Genomic DNA, 15433 nt, shown 5'->3' on the forward strand with positions numbered 1-15433 from the left:
CGGGAATGGCTCCTCCAACTCCGCCAGCAACATCCCCAAGCCAAGGTCGGTCTCTGTCTGGAACAACCCGCCGGCCACCTCATCAGCTTCCTGGAATCCTATGACTGGATCACCCTCTACCCCATCAATCCCATCACCCTGAGCCCGTTCGACTGTCGCCTAAACAAGTAGCTCGCCGCCAGGAGTTTATGAAGTTTAGGAGCTCGTTTTCGAGGCTTACACGCGATTTTGAGGTGGATTTTTAGGCTGTAAGCGAACTGGCGGTTGGGTAGGTTTCCACACATGGCAAACCGGGTTTGGGGCGGCGGGCGCGATGGCGGCGTTCTTCACATTACCCATCGGTGTCACAATCGAAGTTTCTGCTGAAGTTTGCCCGGGATCGAAACGCCTCTCGAGAAAACTGCGGGAGCACATGGAAAAGTATGAGGTGTGCCTGCGGGATTATTGCGTCACGTGCAATTACCCGCATTTGTTGATGGGCCGGGAACGGCTCGAGGCAAGCCGATACATGCAAGAAGTGGCAAGTGAGTTTGCGCGGGAATACAACCCGCGCAGCGACCAGCTACACCAATCAGCTCAAGGAGGTGACCCGTTACGTTTACGCCTGAAACGAACGCCAATCTGGAAGTGACGCGGTTTGGCTATAACGGCACCGGGGACCTGCTCACATTCCGCACGGAATCCGTGGAAGACAGACACTTCTTCCACGGACGATCGAGGGATATGTGCTAAACGCTAGTCACGCGCTTCGCGCTGGATGTTTTCGCCTGCGTTCTCGGCGGCTCGTCCTACGTCGCGAGCGGCATCTTTTGTGGCATCTTCGACCTTCTCAGCCGCGCGTTCGGCCTCGTTGTCCGTGCGTTCGAGTTGGCGTTCGGCGTCGCGGCCGGTGCGCTCCAGGCGGTCTCCCGCACGCTTTCGGCAGCGTCCTCTGCAGCCCCGCGCGGTGTGTCATGGTCGGGGTCCCAAAGGGGTCCCAAAGGGGTCGCGTCTAAAGAGTTGACAATTGCAGCGCAGCGGAACGGATCGGCCCCTCCCAGTGGGAGTGTGTCGGGCGATTGGATACATGTGAGAGGGGGCGACTTGGAGAATTGGCAATGCACGACTTTAAATGTCAAAGCTTTAGACGCGACCCCATCGCTTTGTCTCAACGGTTTGGGCGCCCAGCGCATTCCCGATCCAACCACGTCCGGAGATTTCACCCGGCGCTTCAGCGTGGAGGACATCACGACCCTGCAGGAGTGCATCAACCGGACGCGGCAGCGCGTCTGGCAACAACAGCCCAAAGGGTTTCTGGAGGAAGCTTTCATCGACGTGGACGGGACGATTGCCCAGACCTATGGCGAGTGCAAAGGCGGGATGTCGCTCTCGTATAAAGGAATCTGGGGTTACGCACCGCTGACAGTGAGTTTAGCCAACACGCGGGAAGTTCTTTATCTTGTGAATCGTCCGGGCAACGCAGCCAGCCATCAGGACAGCGTGCCGTGGATTGACCGTGCCATCGATCAGGTCAGGCCCGTTGCCGGACGGATCACCTTGCGCGGGGATACTGATTTCACGCACACCGCGCAACTGGATCGGTGGGATCAGAGCGGAATTTTCTTCATCATGGGAATGGATGCGCATCCCAAAGTGGTTGGATCAGCCGAGGCCCTGTCGGAGCGGTCCTGGACGCCTTTGGAGCGGTTGGCCAAGTATGAAATTTTGACCGAACCGCCCGCGAACTGCCAAAAAGCGACGAAAACTCCGCTGTGTGATGCATGGAACGACATTTGGACAAAAACTCCGCCGATTCAGTGACGGAAAAAGCCACTCGGAACCGAATCGAAGTAATTTAAGCCGCCAAATTCATGTTCGGCTGAGATCCGCATCCCATCTCGCTTGTTTTAGGTCTAGGCGCGACCCCAAGCCCCCGGGGACACGTTTTGATGTCACTGTTCCAAATGCGGAAGCCGGATTAAGAGATCTAAATGCTCTTCGAGAGCCTGGCGAACAGTCTCATCTCGAAACCTCCGGACTATGATCGCATTTTGAAGAAAGATTCCGTTTTTGTCGATGAGAACGCGCTTCTCAAGAAATCCCGGCGTACAAACAAAAACAGATACAGTAAAATCAAAGGATGCCAAACGAGCACCCTCACCTCCGAGTTCGACGCGCACCTCACTTCCCGCATTAACGTCGTCGACAGGACAACTGTCTGGGTAATTTAGATAATAAAAAGCCGATATGTCGAACTGCTTAGGCATGTCTCAAAACTTACTGGTATTCGCAGAATATAGTGACGCGAGTTGGCCCCCATGCTAGTATTCGCGCATGGGAAATCCCAAAGGCGTAGAACGCGATTTTGATCAACTCGAACGGCGACGATTTAAAGCAGCCCGGCTCTTCGATCGCGGAATCCATCAGGGAGAAGTTGCCCGGAGATTGGGCGTTCATCGTCAGTCGGTCAGCCGCTGGCATCAAGCGTGGAAGAAGCAAGGCAGCAAAGCACTTTGCAAGGCGGCGCGAGCCGGTCGCAAGGCGCGTTTGCAGCCGGAGCACTTGGAGAAGTTGCGAGCCGGTTTGAAAGAAGGTCCCGAGGCCCTGGGCTATGGCACGTCGCTGTGGACGACGTGGCGCGTCGCCGATCTGATCGAGCAACAGACGGGGCAGAAGTTTCATCCAGGGCACGTTTGGCGGATTTTGCGGTCGCTGGGTTGGAGCTGCCAGCGCCCCGTGGGCCGCGCCATCCAGCGGGATGAACCGGCCATCAAGCGGTGGAAGCGGGTCCGCTGGCCGGAAATAAAAAAAAAGCGCTCCAGCAGCATCGAACCGTAGTGTTCGTGGACGAAAGCGGTTTGAGCGAGCGGCCGCACCGGGTGCGTACCTGGTCGCCGCGTGGCCAAACTCCGGTGCTGCAGTATTCGTTCAACTGGCACAGCCTCTCGGCCATGGCGGGCATCACGATCTGGAACTTCTACTTCCGACTGTTCGCAGGCAGTATCAAAGCGCCGCAGATCATCGAGTTCCTGGAACATTTGCAGCGACACATTGGCGGCCGATTGACGATCATATGGGACGGACTTCCCGCCCATCGCAGCAAGCTGGTGCGCGAATTTGTCGCCGCACAGGGCGGGACGATTCAACTGGAGTTTCTGCCGGCGTATGCGCCAGAACTCAATCCGGTGGAATACATCTGGGGCTATTGCAAGCAACATGAACTTCCCAATCTTTGCCCGAAGGATTTCGCGCAGCTGAGTTGGGCTGCTCGCAAAGCCCTCGGTCGGATGCGTCGGCGCCCGACATTGGTGGAATCCTTCTGGAAGCAAGCCGAATTGTTTTGAATTAGTGTCACTATATTCTGCGAACTTCAATAATAATCACATGAATGTTTACACTTTGAACAAAATCTTCAAAATTCCAGTGCAAATCCGGTGTCCCATTATCTCGGTGAGGAAATCTTACTTGCCGCGATCCATCGGTCGCTCTCACGCCGATAATTCGTCCCGTTTTCCTGTCTGGCATTACACTCGTACTTCGCCCCTCCATAAAAAACGCGCAATGGGGTCGCCCATTAGGGCGCTGGGTCAACAAGTAAAAAGTTATCCGCCCCGCTTCTTTCGCGCGGGTTCTCCTGTGCCTCTGCACAAGCTTCGAAGTGACTGACCCGATCCTGTCTTTTCGTCTGCTGATTTCGAATCGCTCCGCAGAGGATTCGTTCAGTCACCCATCTGGTTCTAGCGACTTAGCCCGTTCGACTGTCGCCTAAACAAGTAACTCGCTGCCAGTAGTTTATGAAGTTTAGGAGCTCGTTTTCGAGGCTTACACGCGATTTTGAGGTGGATTTTTAGGCTGTAAGCGAACTGGCGGTTGGGTAGGTTTCCACACATGGCGCCAATCTGGAAGTGACGCGGTTTGGCTATAACGGCACCGGGGACCTGCTGACATTCCGCACGGACTCCGTGGAAGACAGACACTTCTTCCACGGACGGTTGAGGGATATGTGCTAAACGCTAGTCACGCGCTTCGCGCTGGATGTTTTCGCCTGCGTTCTCGGCGGCTCGTCCGACGTCGCGAGCGGCATCTTTTGTGGCATCTTCGACCTTCTCAGCCGCGCGTTCGGCCTCGTTGTCCGTGCGTTCGAGTTGGCGTTCGGCGTCGCGGCCGGTGCGCTCCAGGCGGTCTGCGGCGCTGTCACCGGCGTCCCGCACGCTTTCGGCAGCGTCCTCTGCAGCCCCGCGCGGTGTATCATGGTCGGTGTCGCATGCCGTCACAAAGAGGGCAAGTCCGGCACACACTCCGGCGATCATCGGCATTTTTCCGTTGAGGATATTCTTCATGCTTTTCATACCCTAAACGTCGTCCACAGCATCCCGCCCTCAAGGGCGGCGAATACCCCGGAAAACGGAATTTAACGACGCAACGGCAATGCGGGTTAAATCCGGCCGAGCAGTTCCTTCCAGCGTTTCCAGGCATCCTCCCGCGCCTTCTTGTTTGCTGCATTCGCATCCGCGGCTTCACCGCTTCTCATGAATCCGTGCCCTGCACCTTCATAAGTGACGGGCTCGAAGGTTTTTCCCGCCGCTTTCATGTCTTCAGCAGCCTTCGGAACGGCCGATGTGATGCGCGCGTCGTTCTCGCCATAGAAGCCGTAAACCGGCGCTTTGATGTTCGGCATTGCCGCAGTGGAAACAGCATCGCCGTAAAACACGAACGCTCCCTTGATCTGGCTGTTGGTGGCGAAGTTGAATGCCTGCCGGCCGCCCCAGCAGAAGCCAGCCACCACGACCTTTCCATTGCAGGCGGGCAAACTCGCGGCGTGCTTGATCGCGGCCTCGAGATCCGCGGCAATCTGCTCGGCAGGCAGGGCGCGGATTGCAGTGCGCGCGGCATCGCCGCCGCCCGCGCCTGGCGTGCCCGTCAGGAAATCGGGCGCGATCGCAATGTATCCCGCTTCCGCCAGTTGATCGGTCACCCCCCGGACCCAATCGGTCAGGCCGAATATTTCGTGGATCACGATCACGGCCGTTGCTTTTTCCTTCACCTCCGGAAATGCGATGAACGAACTGACTTCACGATCACCGTTCTTCACTTTGATCCACTCCAGGTGGCGCGGAGATTTGTCGAGGCGCTCCTTGGGAGTCACCTGGGCCCACAACGGCAGGACGGTCATCGCGATGGCGGTAAGCGTAAGAAGTGATTTCATAAGGATTGCGGACGCATGTGTTGGACCGGGTTTGAGTGGAACGGGGATGCAGACGCCGGACTGGGCGTGAGTGTTACAGGCAACGCTGAATCTATTGCGCCGTCCCAGCCCCGTGTGGACACCGCCGTCAGGCTGGCAAACCTGCGGCGCGTTATGCTGCGAAATGAGCGCTGCGGCTCAGATCACGGTTCCGTGCGGGACGATTCCGTTCTTGGGCACAATCACGACGCCATCGCGAATGTAATAAAGCGGGTGATCGGCATTCTCCGGCTTTCCCGACGGGGTGATCACGACGTTGTTCCCGATGCGCGCGTTCTTGTCGATGATCGCGTTCTCAACTCGCGTGTTCGTGCCGATGCCGATCCGCGGACGGCCCGCGGCTTCATTGGCATGGATCGATTCATGTGATTCATAATAATCACAACCGAGCAACACGACACGGTTCACCTCGGTTCCCGCGCCGACAATGCTGCGAACGCCCACGATGCTGTTGCTGATATGGGCGTGATTGAGAATGCAGCCGTCGGAAATCACCGCGTGATCAATGTGTGCGCCGTTGATTTTGGAGCCCGGCAGGAACCGCGGCCGCGTGAAGATCGGTGACGCCATGTCGAAGAAGTTGAACCGAGGCAATTCAGACGTAAGGTCGAGGTTCGCATCGAAGAACGAACGGATCGTCCCAATGTCCTCCCAATATCCCTGGAACACGTAGGAATAGACGCGCTGGGATTCAATCGCGCTCGGAATAATGTGCTTGCCGAAGTCGGCGAGCGTATTGTCCAGCAACTGCCTCACGACATCGCGTGTGAAAACATAAATGCCCATCGAGGCGAGGAATAATTCACGAGCGTCCTGGATTCCCAGCCGTTCATACCATTCCTGCGGCAGCCGCAAAGAATCCTGCAGCGCGGGATCCTTAGGCTTCTCGACGAACCGCGTGATGCGCAGGTCCTCGGCCATCTGCATGATGCCAAACGCCTGGGAATCGCGGCGCGAAACGGGAATCGTTGCGATTGTGATGTCCGCGCGGGTGTCGATGTGCTGCTGAATGATCGTGCGGTAATCCATTCGATACAACTGATCGCCGCTAAGAATCAGGAGGTATTCGAAGTCGTGGTTCAGGAAGTGGATCAGGTTTTTGCGCACGGCGTCGGCCGTTCCCTGGTACCACGAGGCGTCGGTATAGGTCTGTTCGGCTGCAAGGATTTCAACGAATCCGCCGGAGAAATGATCGAACTTGTAGGACTGGGCGATGTGCCGGTGCAGCGACGCTGAATTGAACTGCGTCAGCAGGTAAACGCGGCGCAGCCCGGAGTTGATGCAGTTGGAGATCGGCACATCCACGATTCGGTATTTGCCTGCGAGCGGCACCGCGGGCTTCGCGCGCTCCTTCGTCAAAGGGAAGAGTCGCGTCCCTTGTCCGCCGCCCATGACCACCGAAAGGACATTGCTCGTGTTCAGAGACTGCCGCCCGGTTTGTGACATAAGATGTGTTTCCTATTGGTGAACTTCCATTGGAGTTATACGCGCCGTTGAGAGGGCGGGCAAGCGGCAGTTTGCCGCGGACGTCGGGGAGTTCACCCGCTTGCCGAAGCCGCCGCATTGGCAGGGTCCGCGGCCGTCTCTTCCTAAAACCCGTTCGCCAGGCACGCCACGGCGGTTTGCCGATGTCCAGGCGCGATATCATTTCCGCTGCCTTCGCGTTCTGGGGTGCCTGACCAATATGTGGCAACACTTGAGCAACAGACGCGAAGCTTTAGTCCGCCCACATCCAGTATGAATTGCTACGATCAACAACTTGAAAAAGGCCGTGAGGCCGACGGTTTTATTGACGGGTCCTTAGGTGAGCAAAACGATGACAACATCCGCGCGTGCGGATTTCGGAGCGATGGTGCTGGACGCTGGCGCGGAGCCGGAGGTCGCAGCGTCGTGCTTCCATTGCGGCGAACCCTGCCAGGAATCCCGGTTCTCCACCGCGCAAAAAGCATTCTGCTGCCAGGGCTGCCGAGTCGTCCATGATCTCCTGTCCGAAAGCGGGCTGGATCAGTTCTATGCCCTCTCCCCAAAGCCCGGAATCCCCGTGCGCAGGCAGAAGGAGGTCCATCACTGGCGATTTTTGGATGAACCCGTCCTGCAGCAACAGTTGATGGATTTCGCGGATGGAAGCCGCAGCCGGGTCACGTTTCATGTCCCTTCGATCCACTGTGTGGCCTGCGTGTGGTTGCTCGAAAACCTGTTTCGCCTGAACGCTGGGATCGGTGAATCGCGGGTGAATTTCGCGCGCCGCGAGGTTGCCCTCACCTTTACGCCTGACCGAGTCAAATTGAGTGAGGTGGTCGCGTTGCTGGCTTCGATCGGCTATGAACCGTCGCTGACCTTTGGCGAACTCGAGAAGGCAGTGGTCAATCCGAGCCGAAGACAGCGGCATTGGCTGCAGATTGGGTTCGCGGGCTTCGCCTTCGGCAACATCATGCTGTTGAGCATTCCCCAGTATTTCGGGCTGGACAGCTTCAGCGGCCCAGCGTTCACCCGGCTGTTCGGCTGGCTGAGCCTTGTTCTCGCGTTTCCGGTCGTCACGTACAGCGCCCTCGATTTCTGGAAATCCGCGTGGCTGTCGCTGCGGCAGCGGGTCGCCACGCTCGATGTTCCCATCGCGCTGGGGTTGGTTGCGATATATGGGCAAAGCATTTTTGAAATCGCCAGCGGCACGGGCGAGGGCTACTGCGATTCGTTGTGCGGGCTGATCTTTTTCCTGCTTTGCGGCCGTGCGTTCCAGCAACGCACCCAGGAACGGATGGCGTTCGATCGAGATTACAAATCGTTCTTCCCGCTTTCGATCGTCCGCAAATCGCCGGGGCACGGTGACGATCAACGGGTCTCGCTGTCGCAGTTGCAAGTCGGCGATCGGATTGTGGTGCGGCATGGGGAAATCATTCCGGCTGATTCAACATTGGCTGCTGGCTCCGCGCTGATCGACTACAGCTTTGTCACAGGCGAATCTGAGCCCGTGGAAAAGGCGGCGGGCGACTATCTCTACGCCGGCGGACAGCAGGTGGGAGGCGCGATCGAAGTGCAAACTGTCAAAGCGGTGTCCCAGAGCTATCTGACATCGCTTTGGAATCACGAAGCGTTTCGCAAGACGAACAATGATCTCAACACGCTCGCGAACATCTTCAGCCGCCGTTTTATCTGGCTCGTGATCGGCGTCGCAATGGCGTCCCTCGCGTTCTGGGCAATACAGGGTGAAGCAGGGCGGGGGATCAAGGCTTTCACATCAGTTTTAATTGTCGCGTGTCCGTGCGCCCTGGCGCTCTCCGCGCCTTTTGCGCTCGGAACCGCGCAACGCTGGCTCGCGGGCGCCAATACGTTCGTCCGCAATGTCCACGTGCTGGAGAGAATGGCGCGCGTGGATGCCATCGTCTTCGATAAGACCGGAACCCTCACGTCCGCAGGCGCCCATGCGGTTCGCTTCGAAGGCGCTCCCCTGAGTTCCAGCGAGCAACAATGGATATGTGCGCTCGCCGCCCAATCGTCCCATCCGCATTCGTCCCGTATTCACGAATCGTTCGGCGCCGCAATGCGCATCGAACCTGTTTCAGATTTCAGGGAAACGCCTGGTCGGGGCATCGAGGGAATCGTCGCCGGGCATCGACTCGTCGCAGGTTCGGCATCGTGGTTTAGGTCTCAAGGCATTCCACTGGATGCCAGAGCGGTCCGGCATCCGTCCTCCAATTCAGGCGGGATTGTACATATTGGCATCGACGGCCGCCATCGCGGTTGTTTTCAGTTGGGCAGCGAATTGCGGGCTGATGCGGGTGCGTTAATCCGCACGTTGGGGGAGGGATATGAAATCGCTTTGTTGAGCGGCGACAACGAACGTGAGCGTGAACGCTTCGCAAGCCTTTTTGGGAGCGGCGCACGGCTGCATTTCAATCAGACCCCGCTGGACAAACTCGGCTTCATCCGGCGGCTCCAACAGGCCGGCAAAACTGTGATGATGGTTGGGGACGGGCTGAATGATGCAGGCGCGCTGAAGCAAAGCGACGTGGGCGTTGCCGTTGTGGAGAAGGTTGGAGCGTTCTCCCCGGCAAGCGATGTCATTCTGGATGCACGGCAGGTTCCACAGTTGCATCGGCTCATTCAATTCTCACGCCGGGCCACGCGCGTTGTGCGATTTGGGTTCGCCATTTCCAGCGCCTACAACGTGATTGGAATTGGCATCGCTGCGGCGGGATTGCTTGCACCGATCGTATGTGCGGTGTTGATGCCAATCAGTTCGTTCACGGTTGTATTGTTCGCGTGTGGCATGACGAGCTGGGCTGCACGGCGATCTCTGCTCTCGTCAGCCAACAGTCCCAGCCCTTCGCACTTGTTATCCTCTAAAACCCAAAGATGAGTGTCATTTTGATTCTAATTTTCGCGAGCCTCGGCATGGCGCTGCTGTTTGTTGCGGCGTTCATCTGGGCGGTCAAGTCCGGGCAGTTCGACGACACCTTGACGCCATCGATGCGCGTGTTGGGGGAAGATCCTGAAACCCCGCGCCCCGCCGCTCCACCCATCCAAGACCGTCAGCCACGTTGATTTAAAGCACAAGCATGAGCACCGCATCCCTGCCAATCGGCGAACGAACAACGCATCGTCCGGCCACGATTCCTGTTGAAACATTCCGCTACGACAACAGCATTGTCCGGGCGTTTGCCATTGCCACTGCCATCTGGGGCCTTGTTGGTTTCAGCGCCGGCCTGCTGGTGGCTTGCCAATTGTTCTGGCCGGAACTGAACCTCAATTTGCAGTTCACCACTTTTGGGCGCCTGCGGCCGCTGCACACCAACGCCGTCATCTTTGCGTTCGTCGGCAACGGCATGTTCACGGGCATCTACTATTCGCTGCAACGGCTCTGCAAGGCCCGAATGTTCAACGATTCCCTGAGCTGGACGCACTTCTGGGGATGGCAGTTGATCATCGTCGCCGCCGCAATCACACTGCCGCTGGGGCTGACCAGCAGCAAGGAATACGCAGAACTGGAATGGCCGATTGACCTCGCCATCACGGCGGTCTGGGTCGTTTTCGCGATCAACTTCTTCGGCACAATTGTGCGCCGCCGCGAGAAGCACATGTACGTCGCGATCTGGTTCTACATCGCAACGGTCATCACCGTGGCCGTGCTGCACATCTTCAACTCACTGGCAATTCCCGCCAGCTTGTTCAAGAGCTACTCGGTTTACGCGGGCGTCCAGGACGCGCTGGTTCAATGGTGGTACGGGCACAATGCCGTCGCGTTCTTCCTGACGACACCCTACCTCGGCCTGATGTATTACTTCCTGCCGAAGGCCGCGAACCGTCCCGTTTTCAGTTACAGGCTTTCGATCATCCATTTCTGGGCGTTGATCTTTCTCTACATCTGGGCCGGGCCGCATCACCTGCTCTACACCGCGCTTCCCGATTGGGCGCAATCGTTGGGCATGGTTTTCTCCGTCATGCTCGTCGCGCCCAGTTGGGGCGGCATGTTGAACGGCTTGCTCACACTGCGCGGCGCCTGGGACAAGGTGCGGCAGGATCCCATGCTCAAGTTCATGGTCGTTGCCATCACCGCCTACGGCATGGCGACCCTCGAAGGTCCGACGCTTGCGATCAAGAGCATCAACTCGCTGTCGCATTACACCGACTGGACGATTGCCCATGTGCACACAGGCGCGCTGGGATGGAACGGGTTTCTGACCTTCTCGCTGTTGTATTGGATCTTTCCGCGGCTCTACAACACGAAGCTTTGGTCAACGAAGCTGGCGAACTATCACTTCTGGATCGCGCTGCTTGGCATGATGTTTTACGTGGTTCCCGTTTATGTCAGCGGCGTGACGCAAGGGTTGATGTGGAAACAGTTCAACGCCGATGGCTTCCTGCTCTACCCGAACTTCCTGGAAATCGTCATCCGCATCATTCCGATGCATCAACTGCGGGCTGTTGGCGGGCTTCTGTATATCGCGGGCGCGGTGCTGATGCTCGTCAACCTTTACAAGACCGCAAAGGCAGGCGTGTTCGAGCGGGACACCGAAGCACAGTCTCCTGCATTGACGAAGGTCGCAAATGCGGAGGCCGCGCACGGATACTTCCATCGTTTCCTCGAGGCCAAGCCGATGCTCTTCACCGTGCTGACAACGGTTGCGATCCTTATCGGTGGGTTGATCGAAATCGTGCCGCTATATCTGATCAAGCAGAACGTTCCAACCATCGCTTCGGTGAAACCCTATTCCCCGCTCGAATTATTGGGCCGCGACATCTATATCCGCGAAGGTTGCGTCGGCTGTCATTCGCAAATGGTGCGGCCGTTTCGTTCCGAGACCGAACGTTACGGTGAATATTCCAAGGCGGGGGAATACGTCTATGATCACCCGTTCCTTTGGGGTTCAAAGCGAACCGGGCCGGATTTGCATCGCGTTGGCGGCAAGTATCCCGATGCCTGGCACTACACCCATATGGATAATCCCAAGGACACGTCACCCGGATCAATCATGCCCCGGTATCCGTGGCTCCTGACGCAGAAACTCGACACCAACGCGATGCCGTCACGCATTGCAGCCCTGCGCAAAGTGGGCGTGCCTTACCCTGCGGGCTACGAGCGCGGCGAGGCGCACAAGGACCTTGTCACGCAATCGGCAAAGGTTGTCGAGAACCTCAAGACCGGCATGGTCGAGAGCGAGGCCGATCGCGAGATCATTGCGCTCATCGCGTACCTGCAGCGGCTCGGAATTGACATCAAAGCCGCGCCTGCAGCTGCGCCCGCAACAGCTCAATTGAATTGATTCCATGATCAAGAATGTTCTTACCCACATCGGCGGAGTCGGCGCCTACGGTGTCATTTCCATCCTGATCTTCATCAGCGTCTTCATTGGCGTCGCCATTTGGATGCTTTCGATGAAAAAGTCCTATTACCACACGATGCAATCCCTGCCGCTGGCGGATGGGGAGGTCGCTCGGGAGATCCCCCCGCGGATTTCTGAACTGTCGCAAAACACATCCCGAGCTTCATCCACGCTTTAGTCTATGAACGAAAACGATCCACTCCTGCTGGACCACGAGGTCGACGGAATTCGTGAACTCGATAACAACCTGCCGCGCTGGTGGGTGTACCTGTTTTACCTGAGCATCATCTTTTCCGTCGTCTACGTTTGTTACTATCACGTGTTTGCCAGCGCGGATGTGGCGGCAAAAGGCCAGATGGTGGCCGAGTATGAGAATGATGTTAAAGCGGGCGCGGCGTTGAAGGCCGCCGCGATCGGGAAATTCGAAGCCGGCATTCCCTCGCTGCAACCCGCGTCCGACCCCGCGATCCTTCAGTCGGGCAGGGAGACCTACACCACGCTCTGCGCGCCGTGTCATCGTCCCGACGGCGGCGGTCTGGTTGGACCGAATCTCACGGACGATTACTGGATTCACGGCCCGGCTTTTGGCGACAACGTCACAATCATTTGGAACGGCGTTCCCGCAAAGGGCATGGTGACGTGGAAGAACTCCTTGCGGCCCGACCAGATCTACGCCGTGGCGAGTTACATCTACACATTGCGCGGCGCCAAGCTCGCCACCCCAGGCAAGGTTCCCGAAAACCAGGCGCCCGTGCAAACGGGTCCAAGCGACTTCGAATAAACCAGCGTGAGCGCGAAGCAGGAAATATTGAAACCGACGCCAGTCGAGGATTTTCGCGATCGTCTTGCGAGCGCGGATCAGCAGGGCCGGCGTCGATGGATATTCCCGCGCAAGGTCTCGGGCCGGTTCTTCCGCATGCGGACCTGGGTGAGTTGGCTGTTGCTGGCAGTCATGTTCTCCGGCCCGTTCATCAGCATCGCAGGCGAGCCGCTGCTGATGATGAACATCATCGATCGCAAGTTCGTGATACTAGGCCAGGTGTTCTGGCCGCAGGACGGAATCATCCTCGCTGTCGGCCTGCTCGTGTTCTTCATGGGCATCGCCGTGTTCACGGCTGTTTACGGACGATTGTGGTGCGGGTGGCTGTGTCCGCAAACTGTGCTGATGGAAATGGTGTTTCGGAAAATTGAGTATGCAATTGAAGGGGATGCCCACCAGCAGCGAGCGCTCGCGGCCGCTCCGTGGTCATTGGAGAAAGTGCTCAAGAAGGGTGGAAAACAGGCGGTCTTCTTTGCGTTGTCATTCCTGATCGGCAATACCCTTCTGGCATACATTATTGGCAGGGAGCAGTTATTCCGCGTCGTCGCTGACAACCCTGCGCATCATGTCACTGGCCTCGCGTTCATGCTGCTGTTCACGGCTGTGTTCTACCTGATTTTCGCCCGATTCCGCGAACAGGCGTGCACGTTCATTTGTCCCTACGGACGCTTTCAATCAGCGCTGCTCGACGAGAACAGCATCGTGGTGGCCTATGACTATCGACGTGGCGAACCGCGCGGGCCAATGCGCGGGGGGTTGGAAGCAGCGGAGAGCGCGGCCCGTGGCGATTGCGTGGCCTGCAACCAATGCGTTGCGGTGTGTCCGACAGGAATCGACATCCGCAACGGCACACAGATGGAATGCGTGCATTGCACGGCGTGCATCGATGCCTGCAATGCGGTGATGGAGAAGGTTCAACGTCCGGCAGGGCTGATTCGCTATGCGTCATTGAACGGCATCGAACGCGGCGAACGCCTCAGGATGACACCGCGACTCGTGATTTACTCGATCGTGATCCTGCTGCTCATCGGGCTGGAAACCTTCCTGATTTTTACACGATCCGATCTGCAGACCACCTTGCTGAGGGCGCCCGGGGCGTTGTTCCAGCAGACGTCCGATGGGCACTATAGCAATCTCTATACGGTCAAGGTGGTGAACAAGACCGGGCGGGAAATTCCCGTGACGTTCAAGCTGGAGAATGTTGAGGGCGGCATGCGCATCATGGGCGCTCCGAACTTCAGCGTGCCGGCTCGAAGACTCGCGGAGACATCCGTTTTGATCGAACTGGATCCCTCAGTCCTGCGGCCCGGCAGCACGCCGCTCGTTGTCGGCGTTTATGCGGATGGCGAAAGAGTGGAGACGCTGAAGACGAGCTTCATCGGCCCGCGAACCAAGGCAAAATGACGATGAACCCCAACCGAAATCTCTGGCCGTATGGCATTCTGCTGGCCTTCGGCCTGTTTGTGTCGGGAACGGTGGCGTTGATTGTGATCGCGTGTCGCAACGATTCGGATCTCGTCAGCGCAGAATACTACGAGGAGGAGATTCGCTTCCAGGCCCACATCGATGGAGCCAGGCGCGCGCATGACCTGACCACCGCAACGCCTGTGGTTTACGAGGCGTCACAAAAGCAGATTCGCATCACCTTGCCGCGCCCGCAGGGAAGTCCGCTCGCGAAAGGCACAATCCAACTCTACCGCCCATCGGCAGCTGCCATGGACCGAAGCATTGAACTGGAGCCGGATGCGAACGGGGTGCAAGTGATCGATGCCGCATTGCTGGAGCCGGGACTCTGGAAGGTGAAGGTGATCTGGACTGCTGCGGGATTGGACTTTCGCGTGGACGAAAAGGTGATCATCGAAGCGCGACGATCGTGATGTACTACTGGACGCCATTTCTGTTGGGATTGTTTGGGAGCGTGCATTGCGCTGGCATGTGCGGGCCTCTGGGGATGGCGCTTCCGGCCACGGGCGGCGGAACGCTGAACTTCACAGCCAGCCGGGCAGCATACAATCTCGGACGGATACTGACCTACTGCGGCCTGGGTGCGATGTTTGGCGCCCTGGGGCAGAGCCTCGCGTTTGCGGGAGTGCAACGCTGGGTTTCGATCGTGCTCGGTCTTGTTCTCCTTGGCGGCCTGATGAGTTCTCGCACGCTGTCTAATTGGCCGCCCTTGATCGCGCTGGTGAATCGCCTCAAGACGCAGATGGCCGGCGTGCTGCGGCGGCGGACGTTTGCCTCCATGGCTGTGCTTGGAATGTTGAATGGCTTGCTGCCCTGCGGTTTGGTTTACGTTGCTGCAGCGGGCGCGACCACAACCGGAACCATTCAAAATGGGGCTGCACACATGGCGGCGTTTGGATTGGGAACGCTTCCCATGATGCTCGCGATCAGCTTGTCGGGACGGCTGTTCCCTCTCTCATTTCGACTCAAACTGGCCAGGGCAATTCCGGCATCCGTATTTATTGTGGCGGTGTTGCTCATCCTGCGAGGTCTGGAATTAGGCATTCCATATGTAAGTCCACAGCTCGGCGTGGATTCCTGTTGTCATCCGTAAACGCCGGACGC

Annotated in this window: 15 protein-coding genes; 11 read left to right on the forward strand and 4 right to left on the reverse strand. The window is 57.8% G+C overall.

Annotated features, from left to right (window positions below):
* Window positions 1–1155: 1155 nt before the first annotated feature.
* On the forward strand, window positions 1156–1800 hold the full coding sequence (locus tag VEH04_02640) for a transposase (GenBank protein ID HYG21653.1): 645 nt from the start codon (window positions 1156–1158) through the stop codon (window positions 1798–1800).
* Window positions 1801–1931: 131 nt separating this feature from the next.
* On the opposite strand, the gene VEH04_02645 is transcribed toward VEH04_02640, so the two are convergent.
* The gene (locus VEH04_02645; protein ID HYG21654.1) at window positions 1932–2246 is read right to left on the reverse strand and encodes a hypothetical protein; all 315 of its coding nucleotides are present in this window, start codon (window positions 2244–2246) and stop codon (window positions 1932–1934) included.
* A gap of 67 nt (window positions 2247–2313) precedes the next feature.
* Between VEH04_02645 and VEH04_02650 the strand changes: the two genes are divergently transcribed.
* Window positions 2314–2817 carry a winged helix-turn-helix domain-containing protein gene (locus VEH04_02650; protein HYG21655.1) on the forward strand — a complete coding sequence of 168 codons (504 nt, stop codon included), beginning with the start codon at window positions 2314–2316 and terminating at the stop codon, window positions 2815–2817.
* The gene (locus tag VEH04_02655) at window positions 2817–3323 is read left to right on the forward strand and encodes an IS630 family transposase (GenBank protein HYG21656.1); all 507 of its coding nucleotides are present in this window, start codon (window positions 2817–2819) and stop codon (window positions 3321–3323) included. The genes VEH04_02650 and VEH04_02655 overlap by 1 nt, the downstream gene beginning before the upstream one ends.
* Window positions 3324–3992: 669 nt before the next feature.
* On the opposite strand, the gene VEH04_02660 is transcribed toward VEH04_02655, so the two are convergent.
* From VEH04_02660 to VEH04_02670, 3 genes are all read right to left on the reverse strand, one after another.
* Window positions 3993–4319, reverse strand: a complete 327-nt coding sequence (locus VEH04_02660) for a hypothetical protein (protein HYG21657.1) — start codon at window positions 4317–4319, stop codon at window positions 3993–3995.
* A gap of 95 nt (window positions 4320–4414) precedes the next feature.
* On the reverse strand, window positions 4415–5185 hold the full coding sequence (locus tag VEH04_02665; GenBank protein ID HYG21658.1) for a dienelactone hydrolase family protein: 771 nt from the start codon (window positions 5183–5185) through the stop codon (window positions 4415–4417).
* A gap of 177 nt (window positions 5186–5362) precedes the next feature.
* Window positions 5363–6670: a glucose-1-phosphate adenylyltransferase gene (locus VEH04_02670; GenBank protein HYG21659.1), complete on the reverse strand. Its 1308-nt coding sequence runs from the start codon at window positions 6668–6670 to the stop codon at window positions 5363–5365.
* Window positions 6671–7040: 370 nt separating this feature from the next.
* On the opposite strand from VEH04_02670, the gene VEH04_02675 reads away from it, so the two are divergent.
* The 8 genes from VEH04_02675 to VEH04_02710 are packed head-to-tail and all read left to right on the forward strand — an operon-like array spanning window position 7041 to window position 15422.
* A complete protein-coding gene (locus VEH04_02675) occupies window positions 7041–9581 on the forward strand; it encodes a heavy metal translocating P-type ATPase metal-binding domain-containing protein (GenBank protein HYG21660.1) in 2541 nt (846 codons plus the stop codon).
* A complete protein-coding gene (gene ccoS / locus VEH04_02680; GenBank protein HYG21661.1) occupies window positions 9578–9766 on the forward strand; it encodes a cbb3-type cytochrome oxidase assembly protein CcoS in 189 nt (62 codons plus the stop codon). The genes VEH04_02675 and ccoS overlap by 4 nt, the downstream gene beginning before the upstream one ends.
* A 14-nt stretch (window positions 9767–9780) precedes the next feature.
* Window positions 9781–11985: a cytochrome-c oxidase, cbb3-type subunit I gene (gene ccoN, locus VEH04_02685; protein ID HYG21662.1), complete on the forward strand. Its 2205-nt coding sequence runs from the start codon at window positions 9781–9783 to the stop codon at window positions 11983–11985.
* 4 nt (window positions 11986–11989) lie between these two features.
* The gene (locus VEH04_02690; GenBank protein HYG21663.1) at window positions 11990–12223 is read left to right on the forward strand and encodes a cbb3-type cytochrome c oxidase subunit 3; all 234 of its coding nucleotides are present in this window, start codon (window positions 11990–11992) and stop codon (window positions 12221–12223) included.
* A 3-nt stretch (window positions 12224–12226) separates the two neighbouring features.
* Window positions 12227–12826, forward strand: a complete 600-nt coding sequence (locus tag VEH04_02695; protein HYG21664.1) for a cbb3-type cytochrome c oxidase N-terminal domain-containing protein — start codon at window positions 12227–12229, stop codon at window positions 12824–12826.
* Between the two features lie 6 nt (window positions 12827–12832).
* Window positions 12833–14269 carry a cytochrome c oxidase accessory protein CcoG gene (gene ccoG, locus VEH04_02700; protein ID HYG21665.1) on the forward strand — a complete coding sequence of 479 codons (1437 nt, stop codon included), beginning with the start codon at window positions 12833–12835 and terminating at the stop codon, window positions 14267–14269.
* Between the two features lie 2 nt (window positions 14270–14271).
* Window positions 14272–14742, forward strand: coding sequence for a FixH family protein (locus VEH04_02705; GenBank protein HYG21666.1), 471 nt, complete (start codon window positions 14272–14274; stop codon window positions 14740–14742).
* Window positions 14742–15422: a sulfite exporter TauE/SafE family protein gene (locus tag VEH04_02710; protein HYG21667.1), complete on the forward strand. Its 681-nt coding sequence runs from the start codon at window positions 14742–14744 to the stop codon at window positions 15420–15422. The genes VEH04_02705 and VEH04_02710 overlap by 1 nt, the downstream gene beginning before the upstream one ends.
* Window positions 15423–15433 lie beyond the last annotated feature (11 nt).

The sequence above is a fragment of the Verrucomicrobiia bacterium genome (assembly GCA_035629175.1).
GTDB lineage: Bacteria > Verrucomicrobiota > Verrucomicrobiia > Limisphaerales > DASXHY01 > DASXHY01.